This window comes from Shewanella sp. 0m-8, from assembly GCF_052977265.1.
The window spans coordinates 103,600-121,107 of sequence record NZ_JBRIMB010000010.1; the positions used below are offsets into that span (position 1 = coordinate 103,600).

Consider the following 17,508-nt stretch of genomic DNA (forward strand, 5'->3'; position numbering starts at 1 on the left):
ATACCTTTCGTATCCCCTTTTAGTCCTAAGGCTCTTATCAAATTACATCGGCATCTGTTGATGCTTAGAGGAATTACTATGTCTCGTATTGTTATTGTTGGTGGCGGCGCAGCAGGCCTTGAAATCGCAAGTATGCTAGGTCGCAGTGTGAATAGCCAAGATGAAGTGATTTTGGTTGAAGGCGAAACCCACCATTATTGGAAGCCGCGGTTTCATGAAATAGCCGCTGGTACCTTTGATACCGATCTTGATAGTCTTTGTTACTTTAGCCATGGTGCTAAAAATGGTTACATGCACTATCAAGCCTGGATGACTGACGTTAATCGAGCAGCAAAGAAACTCACCGTACGTAAGCCTAATGGTGAAACAGATACACTCGATTACGACTACCTAATCATCGCCATTGGCGCGATCAGTAATGATTTTGCGACCCAAGGTGCAAAAGAGCACTGCTTGTTCTTAGACACACCAGAACAAGCCCGTGATAGCTGGCACAAAATCAGCAGTTTGCTGCGATCAGGTAAAGATTGCAGCATCAACATTGTCGGTGCTGGCGCGACGGGTCTAGAGCTCGCAGCAGAGCTTGCCAAAGTAAGTGCAGAACTGAGCGAAAATCCTTATGCAGCATGGCTTAATATCAACTTGATTGAAGCCGCCGATAGAGTATTACCAAACGGCCCAGTTAAAATGTCTGAGCAAGCGCTACTGAGACTTGAGAAATATCAGATTAATGTGATGCTTAATACTCGCATCGCTAGCGTTGAAGCCGATCGTATGTTCACCAGCGACGGCCTAGTGCTCAATGCCGATGTGCAGTTTTGGGCAGCAGGTATTAAAGCCCCTGACTGGCTAAAAGAGATAGGCGGCCTGCAGAGCAACTCGATTAACCAACTGGTTGTTGAGCAAACGCTTGTTACAACCTTTGATTCATCAATCTTTGCACTCGGTGACTGCGCCGCAATTCCACAAGCAGATGGTAGCAAAGTACCACCTAAAGCTCAGGCAGCTAACCGCGCTGCAGTGCATTTAGCTAAAAACTTAGTCGCCCTATTAGAGGGGAAGCCACTCAAACCTTTTGTCTACAACGACGGCGGAATGGTGGTCGCTATCGGGCATAACTTTGCAATTAGCACCATGATGAATGACAGGTTAATCTTAAAAGGCCGCTTAGTGCGCCGCCTCTACGATACGATTTTCCGTTTACATCAAAAAACGGTTAGTGGTTACTTAACCATTTCGCGTTTGATTATTTTCAAACGACTAAAGTGTTTGTTTAAACCCGCTTAAGCAGAACTATTGCAATTACCTGCGTAAATTACAGCTAAAAAAAGCCCGCTTATCTTTCGATAAGCGGTTTTTTTGAATATTAGCCATTAATTTCTAATCTCATACCGCTGACCAACTTTAATCGTGGTGCCAATCATAGTAGAGCCAATAACGCGAGAGCACGAAAGCCAATAGAGTAACCCTGTAAGTGAATAGCCCTATTTGTAGAAAGTAGTTCGAACTCTAAACATATCTAGCAGGTATTTTTTGCCCTACACCACAAAGCAAGATTGCTTAACTGTTAACCACCAAGCAGCTGTGTTAATTTTGATCGATACTAGCCTTAAATCTGTTGCAAACTAATTTACTAGACTGCAACAAGGCTGCTACCAGAAAAAGTGAAGCACTGCCTCTAGTTTGAACTCTAATGATTAACAGAGACGGCACGTGCGCAAAGGATCGCTAACCTCAAGCACGGAGTTCTTATGAAACGTATACTGTTAATTGGCTGCCTTCTTAGCGGCATAACACATCAAGCCCTAGCCCAAGAACAATGCGGCAAGGTCACTATCGCCGATATGAATTGGAGCTCTGCTTCATTAATCGCTAACGTTGACCGCTTTATTTTACAACATGGCTATGGCTGCGAAGCCGAGTTAACCCCTGGTGATACCATGCCCACCAGCACCTCTATGGTTGAAAAAGGCGAGCCAGACATCGCGCCTGAAATCTGGAGTAACAGCGTTAAAGAGCTTATCGAACAAGCAGTCACTGACAAGCGTTTGGTTATTGCCGGCAAGTCGCTATCTGATGGCGGTGAAGAGGGGTTTTGGGTGCCGCAGTACATGGTCGACAAAAACCCCAGCCTGAAAACCATTCAGGGAGTGATCGCCAATGTAAAAGCCTTTGAGCACCCTGAAGATCCAGAGCGCGGTGCCTTTTATGGCTGCCCTGCAGGCTGGGGCTGCCAACTCTCTGCAGAAAACCTCTTTCGCGCACTCAAGCTCGGTGATGCTGGGTTTGATCTTATCGATCCCGGTTCAGGAGCCGGTCTAGCGGGCTCGATTGCCCGAGCTTATGAGCGTCAACAACCTTGGTTTGGCTACTATTGGGCGCCCACTGCGGTACTAGGCAAGTACAAAATGGTCAAAGTGGACTTTGGTAGTGGTGTCGATGCAAAAGAATTTAGTGACTGTATCTCTCAAGCAGAGTGTGCCGATCCTAAAGTCACTATGTACCCTGCTGCCTTGGTACAAACAATTACTACCGCAGCATTCGCTAAAAAATCAACGTCTGCATTTGAGTATCTTGGCAAGCGCGCCTTAACCAATGCACAGATGAACCGCTTATTGGCCTGGATGGAAGATAATCAGGCTGATGGCACTATCGCTGCCGAGTACTTCTTAATCAATCATCAAGATATTTGGCTTGAATGGGTTCCCGCAGAGGTGGCCACTAAAGTGAAATTGGCCATCGCCGATCTCTAAAAGTCACTATCAAAGCGAGGCCTGTTAAGCCTCGCTTTTTTATCCTCATCTAGATTATCCCTAATAACAATAATAGAGGTCGTAATGGCTGACTTTTCTTGGCTCAGCGAATTTCCGAAAATGGATCGCTCCACTTTGCTGGGGATCCGTAAATATTTAGACGGTGCTTTTCGGGACTTTTCTCGCGAGTACGGCGATGTTATCGAGTCTTTATTCGATCCGCTGCTCGACTTTCTCATCTGGTTTGAAAAGCTGCTTGTGCAGTCGCCATGGTGGGCTGTACTGCTGTGTATCACCGCTTTGGTTTACCTTGCTAGCCGCTCATGGAAGCTATCTTTAGGCGTTGTTATTTCATTTATGCTGATTGGTTATTTTGGCATGTGGCAAGATACCATGCGCACCCTTAGCATCATTACTGTCTGCACCCTATTGGCCATCACATTAGGCGTACCCATTGGTATCTTAATGTCTCGCAGTAATCGTACTCAGGCAGTGGTGACGCCCATTTTGGATGTGATGCAAACCATGCCTGCCTTTGTCTACTTGATCCCAGTGGTCATGCTACTGGGTATTGGCAAAGTCCCCGGCGTTATTGCCGTGGTCATATACGCCATTCCACCTGTTATTCGCCTAACTAACCTAGGGATCCGCTTAGTAGACAAAGAAGTACTAGAAGCGGCGACGGCTTACGGTGCCAACCCGATGCAGCGCCTGCTGGGAGTTCAATTACCACTGGCCTCTCCCACCATTATGGCCGGTATTAACCAGACGATAATGATGGCACTCGGAATGGTGGTTATCGCATCTATGATTGGCGTTAAGGGCTTGGGCCAGCCAGTACTCAAGTCGATCACTAACCAATATTTCACTCTTGGGCTGTTTAACGGCTTGGCTATTGTCGCACTCGCTATCATTTTTGATCGCACCTCGCAGGCCTACGCCAAACGGTCACAAAAACATACGCGAAGTGGCCATCATGAATAACAACTCATCTAAAGAGCCACTCATTCAAATTAGAGATCTTTATAAGGTCTTTGGCAAAAAACCAAACAAGGTTATTCCGCTAGTAAAAGAAGGTTTATCTAAGGATGAAATTCTAGCTAAAACTGGCCATACAGTGGGCCTTAAAGCCATTAATCTCGATATTCACCAAGGCGAGATTTTTGTGATTATGGGACTATCGGGCTCCGGTAAATCAACCTTAATTCGTCACTTCAATCGATTAATCGATCCTACCGAAGGCCAAATACTGGTTGAAGGCTTGGATGTGATGAAGCTCAATACCAAGCAGCTAGAACAGTTTCGGCGCAGTAAAATGGCCATGGTGTTCCAACGCTTTGGCTTAATGCCCCACAAAAGCGTACTGGAAAATACGGCCTACGGTCTCAGTGTACAAGGGGTAGACAAAACCACTAGAAATACCAAAGCCAAACAATGGCTGGAAACTGTCGGTTTGAGCGGATATGAAGAGCAGTATCCTTCTCAACTTTCAGGTGGCCAACAACAACGTGTCGGTCTAGCAAGAGCCCTGTGTACCGATGCCGAAATCCTGCTGATGGATGAAGCTTTCTCCGCATTAGATCCACTTATACGCAGTGAGATGCAGGACCAACTGATTGATCTGCAAAAAGAGCTACGTAAAACCATTATCTTTATTACCCATGATCTCGATGAAGCGCTACGCATTGGCGATCGTATCGCCATTCTCAAAGACGGTGAACTGGTTCAAGTCGGTGAGCCAGTCGATATCTTGCTCAACCCTGCTGATAATTATGTAGAGGCTTTTGTCAAAGATGTAAACCGTCCGCGAGCCCTGACAGTTGAAACGGTTATGAAGCCACCCGCATTTCGCCTCACTGCCGACACGATAGGAGAAGCACTTAAACAGATGAAACGCATTCCTGCTAACTATGCCTATTACGTTACCGATGAAGGCTTTCAGGGGGTGGTGTGCCAAGCAGCGCTAGAAGATGCCGTCAAAGCTGATGAACAAGCGCTAATGGAAGACTTCAAGGTAGAAGAGCTAACCCCTATTTCACAAGATGCACTGCTTGAAAGCATTATTCCCGCGACAATGGAGTCTGATTACCCCCTCCCCGTTGTCGATGCCGATGGCGACCTACAAGGCGAACTTTCGCGGACTCACTTAGCCGACGTGCTATCGGATTTCTATAGCGACGCCGACAGCACAGCCAATACAGACCTACAAAAATCAAACTTAACTCATAAGGATAAATGATGATCCGCTACACACTTGCAGCTGCATGTATCGCCCTTGCATTATCCGCGAATGCAAGCGCCACCCCAATTAATGAAGAGCTAGAAGCGTTAAAAGCCCGCATCGAGCAACTTGAGGCTCAGCAGCTTCAGTCTCAACAGCTTGAACCTGAACAACTTGAGCCTCAACAGCTTGAACCTGAACTGCTCGTCGTCGAAGAGCAACAAAAGAAACCAGAGAGCAGCGTCAATTTTGGCGGCGCCGTGCGTGTCAATTACACCTATGAAGACTATGATGACGACAATGCTGACCGTGGTGGCGATTTTGATTTTGACCTGTTCCGTATCGATGTGTCAGGCAATTATCAAGACCTAATCTTTTCTGCCCAGTACCGCTGGTTTGAGTACATGAATGTGATTCAGCACGCTTGGATTGGTTACAACTTTGATGACAAACAACAAGGTAAAATTGGTGTCACTCAAGTGCCTTTTGGTATGTTAACTTACGCATCAAACAACTACTTCTTCAGCTCTAACTTCTATCTCGGACTTGAAGATGACCATGATATGGGCTTGAACTACACCTATAAAGGCGATAACAACCAAATTGATTTTGCCTTCTATAAGAATGACGAACAAGGCGGCCTTGATGGCTTTGTCTCAGACCGAACCGATCGTTATGCCTACGATGTTGTTGGTATCCGTTTGCCTGGAGAAGGTGTCTATGATGCCCCCAGTGACGGTTACGCTGCAGCTGAGGTGAATACCTTCAATGGTCGTTATGCTCACAATTTGATATTCGATGAGCTCGAAGTTGAACTGGGCGTGTCAATCCAAGCCGGACAGCTTGATATTGCCAATGGCACCGATGGCGATAATGTCGCAGCAGCCATTCACAGCGTGGTTAACTACGATCGCTGGAACGTTAAATTACAGCTGACCGACTACAAATACGATGTCGATGGCATGGATGTAGAACGTATTGTGGTAGCCGCATATCATTTTTACGACTCTATTCCAGCAGAAGCGACGACTTATATCGCCAACGTGGCATACAGCCTACCAGTAGAAATTGGGCCAATATCCAATCTAACTTTCTATAACGATTATTCGCTGGTTACCGATAAATCTGCGGCACTGGCTGATACCTTTATGAATGTCACTGGTATGGCTATTGCTGCAGGTGGACTCTATACCTATGTCGACTTTGTTGTTGCAGAGAACCAACCCTTTATCGGCGGCACTATGGTGGGAGATGGCGGCACTAACACCCGCTTTAATATTAATTTCGGTTACTATTTCTAGTCATACTATTTATACCGACAAACCTGATTTACAGGTAATAAAAAGCCCGCTTACTTTTCGGTAAACGGGCTTTTTATTAAGAGGTGACATTGATATCCGATAAACCCTAACTCTGGTTTAAGAGTGAAATAAATGACTTTTTATCTTTCTTTTCGAACTGCCACTCTAAAGAATTAATCGTTTTAAAAACAAAAGGCCCCACATTTCTGTGAGGCCTTCTGCATCAAAAGGTTGAGTTGGCCGATAAGCCGGGTCCTGTCGTGGACAGTTATTCATCTAGGCCTGCAATCGCTCACAGGCTCAAGCGACCTACCCGGTCCCAACGCGAGCAGCGCCATACGGGACCCTATTTGGTCTTGCTTCGGGTAGAGTTTACCTTGCTACGGACTATTGCTAGCCGCACGGTGCGCTCTTACCGCACCCTTTCACCCTTACCGACTTGATAAATCAAGCAGGCGGTTTCCTCTCTGTTGCACTTGTCGTCGGTTCACACCGCCCAGGCGTTACCTGGTACCCTGCTCTTTGAAGCCCGGACTTTCCTCCCCGTTCTTGCGAACGCGGCAACTGTCTAGCCAACTCGGCGCGGATTATAGCCTAAGCGAGACTAACAAACCAAGGACTTTCACAAATACCGTCTTCGCACGCACAATATTTAAAGGCCGATGGATAAACCATGTTTATAAAGTGCGTTCTTTTTAATATCGTAAATCTGTCCCGCTACGGCGGCGGCTTTTTTCAAAGGCAGCTCTTCGCACAGTAATTTAAGCGTGTTTATCACTGTTGGCGAGAACTCTAACTCTTCATCGCTGCGATGGCCGTGACACATCAACACGATTTCGCCGCGTTGCTGATTGGGATCATCTTTTACTGTTTGCAGTACTTCACCAGCGGGACCTGACAGGAAGGTCTCAAAAGTTTTAGTCACTTCACGCGCCATCACAATTTCACGATCGCTACCTAACGCTTCAACCAGTGACTCTAGGCTGTGCACAATACGATGCGGTGATTCATAAAAAATTAACGTGCGAGGATCATCTTTCAGTGCGGTAAGTTTATCAAATCTCGCTTTCTCTTTTGAGGGTAAGAAACCTTCAAACGAGAAACGATCAGAAGGTAAACCGGAAGCACTTAATGCCGTAATCGCAGCACATGGTCCGGGCAGTGGGATCACATTAAATCCTGCTTCACGCACTTGTTTAACTAAGTGGTAGCCAGGATCTGAGATCAGCGGTGTGCCAGCATCGGAGATCAATGCTACCGCTTCACCATTACCCAGCTTTTGAATGATCCACTGCGCTCTATCACGTTCATTGTGATCGTGTAGCGCAGTTTTTCGAGTTTCAATACCGAAGTGACTCAGTAATTTTCCACTATGACGGGTATCTTCACAGGCAATAAGTGATACTTGGTTAAGTACCTCTATTGCACGGCTACTGATGTCCCCTAGGTTCCCAATTGGTGTGGGAACAATGTAAAGCGCGACCGACAGGTCCATAACTACCTCTGTATTGAGTGTTGGCAAGAGTTTCTAACAATACTTTCGCCAAGCGGAAGAGCAGGTTAAACTATTAGCAGCATCTTACCAGAGTGAAGACCCGTGTTAAAAAGACTGAATACAACAAAATTTATTTCTATCGCAATTTTATCTGCGGTTTTGTTCGGTTGCGGCACGACTTCTGCGCCGGTACAGACTGAAAAGACACAAGTTTCTTTATCCGCAGTGACCGAGACGTCATCGCAATATTTGGCCCTTGCTGCCAAAGAAAAAAATAAACAAACCCGCGATAAATATGTTTTACTCGCCGCGCATGCCTTTATCAACGAAGGGAATGCCAGCGCTGCAGATAAAGCGCTGAAATCGATTGCGCAAGATATCAGCCAAAAACCAGAGCTACTGGCGGAGCATATTTACCTTTCCGCTCGCGTATTAGAGATGACGTCGACCTATGATCATGCTCTGCAGGTGCTTAATTATCCAAGCGACTGGACACTGCCAAACTGGCAATGGGTCAGTTACTACCAGTTTAAGGCTCACCTGTATCAATTAGTTAATCAACCAATCGATCAAGTGAGACAATTGAGCTTACTGAGCCAGTATTTACCGGCCTCACAGGCTCAAGAAGTCAACGACACTATTTGGCGCTCTCTACAGCCGATTAACGAACAAACCCTATTAAGCTTTAGCAACGATACCTCTAACCCGATTTTTGCGGGTTGGGTACAACTGGCCTATATCGCTAAACACTATGCCGTCGACCCTAACGATCTGGTTCGCCACTTAGGCAGCTGGCAACAACTCAACCCGTATCATCCTGCAGCGGCAAAACTGCCCACTGACTTAGAAAAGGCACTTAACACTCAGCCTTATCAGCCAAAAAATATCGCGGTCTTACTGCCATTAACAGGCTCACGTGCAAGCGTTGCTAGCACCGTCAAGCAAGGCATTATTGCCAACTATATGGCAACCGGTGACGACAGTGTTGCACTCAACTTTTTCGATACAGCAACAGGTGCACAGGCCGCTTACCAGCAAGCCGTGGCATCGGGCGCTGAATTTATCATTGGTCCACTACTGCAAACTGAAGTCGAGCAGTTACAGAATATGACTGCTGTAGGCGCTCCCGTTAACGCGGTTGGAGAGGCTGTCGCCGTGAGTCCTGTGGTGAGCAAGACCATTCCACAGCTTTACTTGAACCATATTGATACTTTTACCGCCGATCCTGATAAGTATTTCTTTGCCTTATCGCCGACCGATGAAGCCATTGATGCGGCTCAGCGCCTATACAATGATGGTATTGAACAGCCGTTACTATTAGTCAGCAATGATGCTGTTGGCCACCGCATGGCGGAAAGCTTCAATAAGGCTTGGCAAACCCTGACTAATAATCCGGCCGAAATCCATTACTATGACGGCGGCGACAAAATGAAGGTCACCGTACAAAAAGCCTTAGGCGTTATCGATAGTAAAGAACGTATTTCTCGCATTAAGGCTATTTTGACTCCTAAGATTGAAGCGGATTTTCGCTCCCGTCGCGATGTCGATGCTATCTATATGATTTCTGCCAGCCAAGATTTAGCGCTACTTAAGCCTTTTATCGACGTTAACTTTAGCGTGTTTGCTGAGCCTGTGCCTCTGTATACCACCAGCCGTAGCCGTGTTGAAGGTAACGACCGAGAAACGGCTAATGAGCTGAATAACTTAACGATTAGCGACATTCCATGGCTGATCACGCCCAACACTGAAACCCGTATGGTCAATGAGCTATGGCCTAACTGGAGTAACAGCCGTAAACGTCTATTTATTATGGGCTATGATGCGCTCGATTTAGTCGGTAAACTGGCACAAATGCGCGCCTTACCTGGCTATCAGTTTACAGGGCGTAGCGGTTTGTTATCGGTGCAACCTGACGGTACCTTGAATCGCCAGCTCAGCTGGGGCCGCTATCAAAGAGGTAACTTGCGTCCGCTATAAAGCCGATGCAGGAAGCTTTTGATAAACTTTACAGTTAAATACGCTGAAGCAAATAGTCTCGGCACAATCTTTAAGATATATTCAAATTAACGCGACAAGGATGAGCGAATTTGGCACCAGCTAACCCAAATCAAGGCCAAATTGCCGAATATGCAGCACGGCAATATTTGCAGCAACGTGGGCTAACCTTTGTCGAACAAAACGTGCGATACCGTTTTGGTGAAATAGACATAGTGATGAAAGATGGCAGCGATTGGGTGTTCGTTGAGGTAAAATACCGCTCTCCATCTCAATACGGTGGTGCCGTTAATGCTTTGAGCCCAGCACAAGCAAGGCGAATTAGAAAAGCAGCAAACCATTACATACAGTTAAATCGAATCGATGCTATTTGTCGTTTCGATGTCATTGCGGCCGATCCCCAAGGGATCCAATGGATCCGCGGTGCATTTTAAATAGTTTAATTTTCATATGTACCACCAGCCAAAAGTGGACATAAATAAACATAGGGTTTATCCATGTTAGAACGCATTAAAGACAGCTTTACAGAGTCAATTCAAACTAAGATTGATGCTTCTGAAGCACTACCAGAATCAATTGCTAAAGCCGCTGAGATGATGGTTCACTGCCTGCTTAGTGGTAATAAAATCCTAGCTTGCGGTAATGGCGGTAGCGCCGGTGATGCACAGCATTTTTCTGCGGAGCTATTAAACCGCTATGAAATTGAGCGTCCACCACTACCCGCTATTGCTCTTAGCTGCGACACGTCAACAATCACAGCGATTGCTAACGATTACAGCTACGATGAAATCTTCTCTAAACAGATTATGGCACTAGGCCAGCCTGGCGATATTTTGTTAGCGATTTCAACCAGCGGTAACTCAGGTAACGTGATTAAAGCCATGGAAGCAGCCCTAAGCCGTGACATGACAATTGTATCGCTAACCGGTAAAGATGGCGGCGCGATGGCAGGCCTACTTAGCGTCAACGACGTTGAGATCCGTGTGCCATCAAATGTCACCGCCCGTATTCAAGAAGTTCACCTGCTCGCGATTCATTGCTTGTGTGACAACATCGACCACACATTATTCCCGCAGGACGAACAAGCATGAGAGCAGTGCTCCCATTAATCGCGATTGTGTTAATGCTGCAAGGCTGCGCTGGGGCCGTTATGGTCGGTGCAGTCGGCGGTGCAATGATGGTTAATGACGAGCGCAGCTTTAAGACTCAAATTGATGACACCAATGCCGACTTTAATATCTCTAGCGCATTGGCTTCTCATGATGACTTAAAAAACCAGGCGAATATTAGCGGGATTGTTATGAACGCTAATGTATTGATGATTGGCCAAGCGCCGAACTCAATGCTGCGAGATAAAGCGGTTCGTACTGTTAAAGAGCTAAAGATTGGCGGCAAGATCCATAACCAGATCCGTATTGGTAATCCAACCTCTTTTACGACTCGTAGTAACGATACCTGGATCACCACTAAGGTGAAGGGTCGAATGCTCAATGAGAAAGGCTTAGATGTAACCAATATTAAGGTCGTCACTGAAAATGGTGAGGTGTTCTTAATTGGTTATGTCGAACGCGCTCAAGCCGAGTTAGCCGTGGAAGTGGCGCGTAATACCGCCGGCGTGCGCAAAGTGATTAAGGTGTTTGAATATACAGATTCTTAATCACAATGCCCTTCGCCAACACCTAAAAGATCATCCCGCCTTTTGCTCGATGATTTTTTTGGGTTTTAAATTAGCCATTCTTGCAACTATCCATGGAATAACTAGCGATGGCAGTACAATAAAGCCTGCACCAACCCAGCTCAAACCGTCTAACCACTCATCGAATAGCAGCCAGCCAAACAACACACAAAAGAGTAATCCGGTGTATTCAGCAATCGCTATCTGACTCGCCTGCGCTTTACGGTAAGCCAATACACACAACCAGTGATACGCCAGTAAGAAGCTGTTACTCAGTGCCGCAATGCCGATTAAGCCCCAGCTTACGCCCTCAAAGCCCTGTACCAGTACCATCACTAATGTCAGCGGGATACTGAGCGTGTTATACAACATCAGGGTCACACTTGGATCCTCGCTATCGGGCAGCTTACGTAGCGCGAGCTGATTCAGGGCAAAAGTAAAAGCCGAGATCAGCACCGCAATCCCAAACCAGTTGATTTCGCTTGGACGCAGTAAGATTAAAATACCAATAAAACCTAAAATGGTGGCGAGCCACTGAGTTGGCGTTACCTTCTCTTTTAGAAAAATCGAGCCCATCAGCACAATCATCAAAGGGGCAGAAAAGAATAACGAGCTCACCGTCGCAATAGGTAATGACATCAAGCCCATAATCAAACACACCGCCCCTAATGCCCCCGTGTTCGAGCGGAAAAAGTGGACTTTTACATGTTGAGTCGTCGGTCTTTTAGCGCAAAACCATAAAGGCAGTAACATCAATACCGATAGTATTTGCCGTATTAACAAGAAAGTCGCGGCGTTACTTCCCTCTGGCATCCATTTAATAGAGACATCATAGAGCGCACTAAATAGGTTGCCGAAAACGAGGATAGCCATAGCAATTATGACGTTAGATTTCATCTGTTTTTCCACAGTACAACTGAATATGCGCGCATGATATCGCCCACAAAAGCCAAACTAAAATGATGTTTTTTATCCATGCATGAATTAAATTAATATCATGATGAAGATCACCTATTAAATTCATATATTGAGCAGGTCACTATGCGCAAACTCCCGCCATTAAGAGCCTTGCAGGTTTTTGAAGCCGCAGCTAGGCAGTCTCACTTCTCACGTGCTGCAGCCGAATTATGCATCACGCAAAGTGCAGTCTCTCATCAGGTAAAGCAGCTAGAAGAACATTACGGAGAACGCTTATTTAAACGTGAGGGACGGCAGCTGCAACTCACTAGCAAAGGTGAACTGCTATATCGAGAGTTAGAACGGATCTTCAATGAGTTAAGTGACTTAAGTATGCAGATAAGCGGTGACAGTAACGAGCAACTTCGCCTTGCTGTGTACAGTTCGTTTGCGGTCAAATGGTTAATTCCAAGACTCAGCGATTTTAGACGTCAACACCCTCAAATCAAAATCCGTCTCGACATGATAGCCGATGACCCAGAACTCAGTGACAGCGTGGCAGATATGTTTATCACCGGCCAAAGCGGTCAATTAGGTTACCACCATCACTTACTGCATAAAGAGCGCTTAATTCCGGTTATCAGCCCAAGCTTACTGGCGCTAGATAGCATAGCACTGGACGAATTAGCCAAGCACCCATTGCTGACGGTTGATGAAGGTGCACTGGGGCTCGATTGGGACCGCTGGTTTGTGGTAAACAACTTAGTGCCACCCGCAGAACAACAGCAACATATTTTTAGTCATGTGTTGTTAGCGATAGAAGCGGCTATAACTGGCCAAGGAATTGCGCTGGCATCTGACTTTATGGTGCAAGCTGATATTGATAAAGGGGTATTAGTAGCGCTTGATTTACCCGATATTTTGACTGGATTTGAGTTCTATTTCAGCTGTAAACAGCGCCGCCTCAAAGAGCCCGCTATTGCAGCATTTGTTGCTTGGTTAAGTCGCCAATAACGCGATCAAACTGAAGCAAGAAAGCTTAAGCAATACGACTTCAGTAATAAACTTAAGCAGCAATAAAAAAGCCAGCGATAATAGCTGGCTTTGAATCAATTTTAGGACCAGATACCGAATTAAACGATAAGACCAATCTTTTCGTATACATTCTTGATGGTAACTTCAGCGCGAGCCTGTGCCTTTTCGGCACCGTCTTTCATCACTTTAGCCAAGAAATCGTGGTCTGCGCGGTATTCTTTAAAGCGCTGCTGTAGCGGCTCAAGCATACCGACAACGGCTTCACCCGTAGCCACTTTTAAATGACCATACATTTTGCCTTCAAACTCGGCTTCAATACTCGCAATCGATTGACCAGTACAGCCTGACATTAGGCTGATTAAGTTAGATACACCTGGCTTTTCAGCAACATCAAAACGGACTACTGGTGGCTCTTGACCATCTGTCATCGCCTTCTTTATCTTCTTCATGACAGCTTTTGGGTCTTCAAGTAAGCCAATAACGTTATTACGGTTATCATCAGACTTAGACATCTTCTTTAGCGGATCTTGTAGTGACATCACCTTAGCACCATGCTCTGGGATGAATGGCTCTGGGATCACAAATGTTTCACCATAAGCATTGTTAAATCGGGTCGCGATATCACGCGTAAGCTCTAAATGCTGCTTTTGATCTTGGCCTACTGGAATTTCGTTCGCTTGATAAAGCAAAATATCTGCCGCCATCAACACCGGGTAACCAAATAAGCCCACGTTAATGTTATTAGCATGCTTTTGTGATTTATCTTTAAACTGCGTCATGCGGTTAAGCTCACCCATCTGGGTGTAACAATTTAGTGCCCAGCCAAGCTGCGTGTGCTGTGGAACCTGAGACTGAATAAATACCGTGCTCTTCTTAGGGTCAACACCACAAGCCAAATACAGTGCTAGCGTATCAAGACATGCTTCACGTAATTTAACTGGATCTTGTCTGACAGTAATCGCATGCAGGTCAACGACGCAATAAAGGCAATCATGACTATCTTGCATTGCAACCCACTGACGTAACGCGCCCATATAGTTGCCGATGGTCAGCTCGCCTGATGGCTGCGCTCCGCTTAGAACTACGGGTTTAGTTAGAGGGTTCGTCATTTTGTTTATTGCTCCGTTGCTTTATCGCGCAGTTTAAGTAGCGCGGTTATTTCACTAAATTGTTCACATACGGCGTCGGGGCCGCTTAGCCCGATATCTTCACCGTAGTTGTAGCCGTAGGTCAAGCCCACAGAGGCAACCTTAGCCGCTTTTGCCGCTAATATATCGTTCTTTGAGTCGCCGACCATCAATAATTGCTCTGTTTGCAACTGCCATTCATGCAAAATGTGCTCTAATGGCAATGGATCCGGCTTCATCTTAGACAGTGAGTCACCACCAAGCACGATGCTAAAATACCCATCAATATTGAATGCTTTCAATAATGGAATGGTAAATTCAAAAGGCTTATTAGTCACAATTGCCATTTGATAGCCCGCTTGTTGCAGCTGAAATAAAACAGTTTCAACATTTGAGTAAAGCACACTGTGCTGCTGCAGGTTTAACTTATAAAAATGCATAAAGCGCGGCATAGTGCTTTGCAGCTTTTCTTCACTCACTTGAGCATCAAGAGAAAAACTGAGCGCTCTGCGCATCAACATCTCGGCGCCATTACCTACCCAGCTGCGCACCATATCATCGCTACACAGTGGCAAATTCAGCTCAGCTAGCGTCGCACGAGTCGCTGCGGCTAGATCTGGAACGCTATCAATTAGCGTTCCGTCTAAGTCAAATGCTACGGCTTTAATTTGACTAAAAGTGCTCATTGGCTACGCCTCAACAGTCGCTAATTCGCTGCGCATTTCATCAATTACCGCTTTGTAATCAGGCTTGTTGAAAATGGCAGAACCAGCAACAAACATGTCTGCACCCGCTGCTGCGATTTCAGCAATGTTGTCGACCTTTACGCCGCCATCGACTTGTAAACGAATGTCATAACCACTGTCATCAATCAACTTACGCACTTGACGCAACTTATCTAATGTAGACGGAATAAATGATTGGCCACCAAAACCCGGGTTTACAGACATCAACAAAATTACATCTAACTTATCCATTACGTGATCAAGGTAGTGCAGTGGTGTAGCTGGGTTAAATACTAGACCTGCTTTGCAGCCTGATTCTTTGATTAACTGCAGGGTACGGTCCACATGCTCAGAGGCTTCTGGATGGAAAGTTATAATTGAGGCTCCGGCAGCAGCAAAATCAGGGATGATACGGTCAACAGGCTTCACCATTAGGTGCACGTCAATATCGGCAGTCACACCATAGTTACGTAGCGCCTGGCACACCATAGGGCCAATCGTTAAATTTGGCACATAATGATTATCCATGACATCAAAATGAACCACATCAGCCCCCGCGTTTAATACGGCATCGACATCTTCACCTAGACGAGCAAAATCGGCAGATAAAATAGAAGGAGCAATCAAAAATGGACGCATAACGAACTCACTTTAATGTTTAAGAAGTACGCCATTCTACCTGCTGTAGCCATAGCCCTCCACACCTGAGCGCCCATTTCAGCTAAATTGCAGAGATAAAATATTTCAGCTAAACAATGAAATAGGATTTACACGTAAAAAACGTTTAAAATATAGCCTGCTTTGTTATACTATCTCGACGAGTTACAAAGGAAGTGAATAAAAGGAGGCGTGATGAAAGGATTTATACAGAATACTGCAGTGCTAAAATCTGTTGCTATTCTTGCGCTTGGCTTTACAGCGATAACCAGTTTCGCACTCTCTTCAAATCGAACCGACATTGCAGCAAATACAGCCTGTGCATGCGATAGCGACTCGAGTCAGTACAACCCTAGTCTACCTGCTAGCCACCCGAGTAATCGCTGCGCTGAACAGATGAGCGACTTAAGCTGGCAAAGCTGGTTAACCGGTAACAGCCAGACCAATCAATTACACTTTATCGATCTGTTTGAACTGTTATATGGCCATGAAAGCGCGCCTATCAGTAAGAACACTCCACTCAACAGCAAGTAATCAACAACATGCTGCGCCGCTTGTGGCACATATTCTCTAGTACTTTAGCGGCATTTTTTGGGGTACAAACAGAGCAGAATCGCGTAAGAGACTTTCAGACATCTTCACCCGTTCCCTTTATCATCATGGGCATAATATTAGCGATTATGTTTGTAGCTGCGTTACTGTTTATCGTTAGGCAGGTATTAGCATAATCCCTAGCCTAACGAGATTAGAAATTTAATCGTTTTCGTTATGGTATGAATCATCATACAGCGCCATCAGCTCATCGACTTTTTTACGGCCACTGCCCTTCTGACTAATATTACGCTGAACTTGAATCGTACCGAAACGAGCACCGTGGTATAACTCACGCGTTAACGGAATATCATGGTTACTAATCAGTACAGGAATACCACGCTCGATAGCTGTATGGCGTGCATGCCTCGCAAGCAAAGCCTGATCATCCAATGAAAAACCGCTCCCAACATAAGTCGTAAAGCTGGCTGTCGATGACAAAGGTGCGTAAGGCGGATCGCAATACACCACATCACCCGCTTGGGTCAGACCTATAGCTTGCTCATAACCGATGCACTGGAATTCGGCTTTTTGAGCCTTTTCAGAAAAAGCTCTGATCTCTTTTTCTGGGAAGTAAGGTTTCTTATACGAACCAAATGGCACATTGAAGCCACCCTTACGGTTATAACGGCATAAACCATTAAAACCATGACGGTTCATATAGAGGAAATATACTGAGCGCGTAAAAGGATCTTGCGTGGCATTAAAAGCTGTACGTATTTTGTAGTAAGCCTCTTTTTCATTCATCTCAGGAACAAAAAGCGCTTGAGCAGCTTTGATGTATTTCTCAGGCTCTTTTTGCACAATCTTGTACAAGTTAATCAGATCATGATTAATATCGCACAATAGGTAACGACTATAATTGGTATTGAGAAATACTGAGCCAGCACCGACAAAAGGCTCGACCAGGCGGTCACCTTCAGGTAGATGTTCTGATAAGGCTTCAATCAGTTTAAATTTTCCGCCAGCCCACTTTAAAAAGGCTCTTTGTTTTTTAATCATTTAAATTGATTGAACACTGTGAAAAAAAGAGAGC

The 17,508-nt window shown here is 45.6% G+C and carries 18 protein-coding genes and 1 other RNA gene; 12 read left to right on the plus strand and 7 right to left on the minus strand.

From position 1 onward, the window contains the following. Positions 1 to 78 precede the first annotated feature (78 nt). From ACVBIO_RS07235 to ACVBIO_RS07255, 5 genes are all read left to right on the plus strand, one after another. The gene (locus ACVBIO_RS07235) at positions 79 to 1,287 is read left to right on the plus strand and encodes an NAD(P)/FAD-dependent oxidoreductase (protein WP_447172294.1); all 1,209 of its coding nucleotides are present in this window, start codon (positions 79 to 81) and stop codon (positions 1,285 to 1,287) included. 464 nt (positions 1,288 to 1,751) lie between these two features. After that, a complete protein-coding gene (locus ACVBIO_RS07240; protein ID WP_447172295.1) occupies positions 1,752 to 2,753 on the plus strand; it encodes an ABC transporter substrate-binding protein in 1,002 nt (333 codons plus the stop codon). Positions 2,754 to 2,837: 84 nt separating this feature from the next. Further along, the gene (locus ACVBIO_RS07245) at positions 2,838 to 3,737 is read left to right on the plus strand and encodes an ABC transporter permease (protein WP_447169671.1); all 900 of its coding nucleotides are present in this window, start codon (positions 2,838 to 2,840) and stop codon (positions 3,735 to 3,737) included. Then, positions 3,730 to 4,992, plus strand: a complete 1,263-nt coding sequence (locus tag ACVBIO_RS07250) for a quaternary amine ABC transporter ATP-binding protein (RefSeq protein ID WP_447172296.1) — start codon at positions 3,730 to 3,732, stop codon at positions 4,990 to 4,992. Before ACVBIO_RS07245 ends, ACVBIO_RS07250 begins: the two co-directional genes overlap by 8 nt. Continuing rightward, a complete protein-coding gene (locus ACVBIO_RS07255) occupies positions 4,992 to 6,275 on the plus strand; it encodes a carbohydrate porin (RefSeq protein WP_447172297.1) in 1,284 nt (427 codons plus the stop codon). The genes ACVBIO_RS07250 and ACVBIO_RS07255 overlap by 1 nt, the downstream gene beginning before the upstream one ends. A gap of 228 nt (positions 6,276 to 6,503) precedes the next feature. Here the strand turns inward: ACVBIO_RS07255 and rnpB are convergent. Together rnpB and rsmI are read right to left on the minus strand one after the other, a co-directional pair. Beyond that, positions 6,504 to 6,855, minus strand: an RNA gene (gene rnpB, locus ACVBIO_RS07260) — RNase P RNA component class A. Between the two features lie 72 nt (positions 6,856 to 6,927). After that, complete coding sequence (gene rsmI, locus ACVBIO_RS07265) at positions 6,928 to 7,770, minus strand: 16S rRNA (cytidine(1402)-2'-O)-methyltransferase (protein ID WP_447161830.1); 843 nt, start codon at positions 7,768 to 7,770, stop codon at positions 6,928 to 6,930. Between the two features lie 102 nt (positions 7,771 to 7,872). On the opposite strand from rsmI, the gene ACVBIO_RS07270 reads away from it, so the two are divergent. From ACVBIO_RS07270 to ACVBIO_RS07285, 4 genes are all read left to right on the plus strand, one after another. Next, positions 7,873 to 9,747, plus strand: a complete 1,875-nt coding sequence (locus ACVBIO_RS07270) for a penicillin-binding protein activator (RefSeq protein WP_447172298.1) — start codon at positions 7,873 to 7,875, stop codon at positions 9,745 to 9,747. Positions 9,748 to 9,857: 110 nt separating this feature from the next. Next, positions 9,858 to 10,199 (plus strand): YraN family protein, encoded by a 342-nt coding sequence (locus ACVBIO_RS07275; RefSeq protein ID WP_447164039.1) that lies wholly within the window; start codon positions 9,858 to 9,860, stop codon positions 10,197 to 10,199. Between the two features lie 63 nt (positions 10,200 to 10,262). Then, positions 10,263 to 10,856 carry a phosphoheptose isomerase gene (locus tag ACVBIO_RS07280; RefSeq protein WP_012279127.1) on the plus strand — a complete coding sequence of 198 codons (594 nt, stop codon included), beginning with the start codon at positions 10,263 to 10,265 and terminating at the stop codon, positions 10,854 to 10,856. Then, positions 10,853 to 11,422: a BON domain-containing protein gene (locus ACVBIO_RS07285; RefSeq protein ID WP_447172299.1), complete on the plus strand. Its 570-nt coding sequence runs from the start codon at positions 10,853 to 10,855 to the stop codon at positions 11,420 to 11,422. The genes ACVBIO_RS07280 and ACVBIO_RS07285 overlap by 4 nt, the downstream gene beginning before the upstream one ends. A gap of 30 nt (positions 11,423 to 11,452) precedes the next feature. On the opposite strand, the gene ACVBIO_RS07290 is transcribed toward ACVBIO_RS07285, so the two are convergent. Then, positions 11,453 to 12,337: a DMT family transporter gene (locus tag ACVBIO_RS07290; protein ID WP_447172300.1), complete on the minus strand. Its 885-nt coding sequence runs from the start codon at positions 12,335 to 12,337 to the stop codon at positions 11,453 to 11,455. A 144-nt stretch (positions 12,338 to 12,481) separates the two neighbouring features. Between ACVBIO_RS07290 and ACVBIO_RS07295 the strand changes: the two genes are divergently transcribed. Next, positions 12,482 to 13,351: a LysR substrate-binding domain-containing protein gene (locus ACVBIO_RS07295; protein ID WP_447161835.1), complete on the plus strand. Its 870-nt coding sequence runs from the start codon at positions 12,482 to 12,484 to the stop codon at positions 13,349 to 13,351. Between the two features lie 119 nt (positions 13,352 to 13,470). Here ACVBIO_RS07295 and trpS read toward each other — a convergent pair whose 3' ends face one another. Genes trpS through rpe form a run of 3 tightly spaced genes read right to left on the minus strand, consistent with a single transcriptional unit; the run spans position 13,471 to position 15,863 of the window. After that, complete coding sequence (gene trpS / locus ACVBIO_RS07300) at positions 13,471 to 14,481, minus strand: tryptophan--tRNA ligase (RefSeq protein ID WP_447161836.1); 1,011 nt, start codon at positions 14,479 to 14,481, stop codon at positions 13,471 to 13,473. Between the two features lie 5 nt (positions 14,482 to 14,486). After that, on the minus strand, positions 14,487 to 15,185 hold the full coding sequence (locus tag ACVBIO_RS07305) for a phosphoglycolate phosphatase (protein ID WP_447161837.1): 699 nt from the start codon (positions 15,183 to 15,185) through the stop codon (positions 14,487 to 14,489). A 3-nt stretch (positions 15,186 to 15,188) separates the two neighbouring features. Beyond that, positions 15,189 to 15,863 (minus strand): ribulose-phosphate 3-epimerase, encoded by a 675-nt coding sequence (rpe, locus tag ACVBIO_RS07310; protein WP_220778473.1) that lies wholly within the window; start codon positions 15,861 to 15,863, stop codon positions 15,189 to 15,191. 213 nt (positions 15,864 to 16,076) lie between these two features. Here rpe and ACVBIO_RS07315 point away from each other — a divergent pair, with 213 nt between their 5' ends. Beyond that, on the plus strand, positions 16,077 to 16,415 hold the full coding sequence (locus ACVBIO_RS07315) for a hypothetical protein (RefSeq protein WP_447161838.1): 339 nt from the start codon (positions 16,077 to 16,079) through the stop codon (positions 16,413 to 16,415). Between the two features lie 8 nt (positions 16,416 to 16,423). Next, positions 16,424 to 16,609 carry a DUF2970 domain-containing protein gene (locus ACVBIO_RS07320; RefSeq protein WP_447161839.1) on the plus strand — a complete coding sequence of 62 codons (186 nt, stop codon included), beginning with the start codon at positions 16,424 to 16,426 and terminating at the stop codon, positions 16,607 to 16,609. 25 nt (positions 16,610 to 16,634) lie between these two features. Here ACVBIO_RS07320 and ACVBIO_RS07325 read toward each other — a convergent pair whose 3' ends face one another. Beyond that, a complete protein-coding gene (locus tag ACVBIO_RS07325) occupies positions 16,635 to 17,474 on the minus strand; it encodes a Dam family site-specific DNA-(adenine-N6)-methyltransferase (RefSeq protein WP_447161840.1) in 840 nt (279 codons plus the stop codon). Positions 17,475 to 17,508 lie beyond the last annotated feature (34 nt).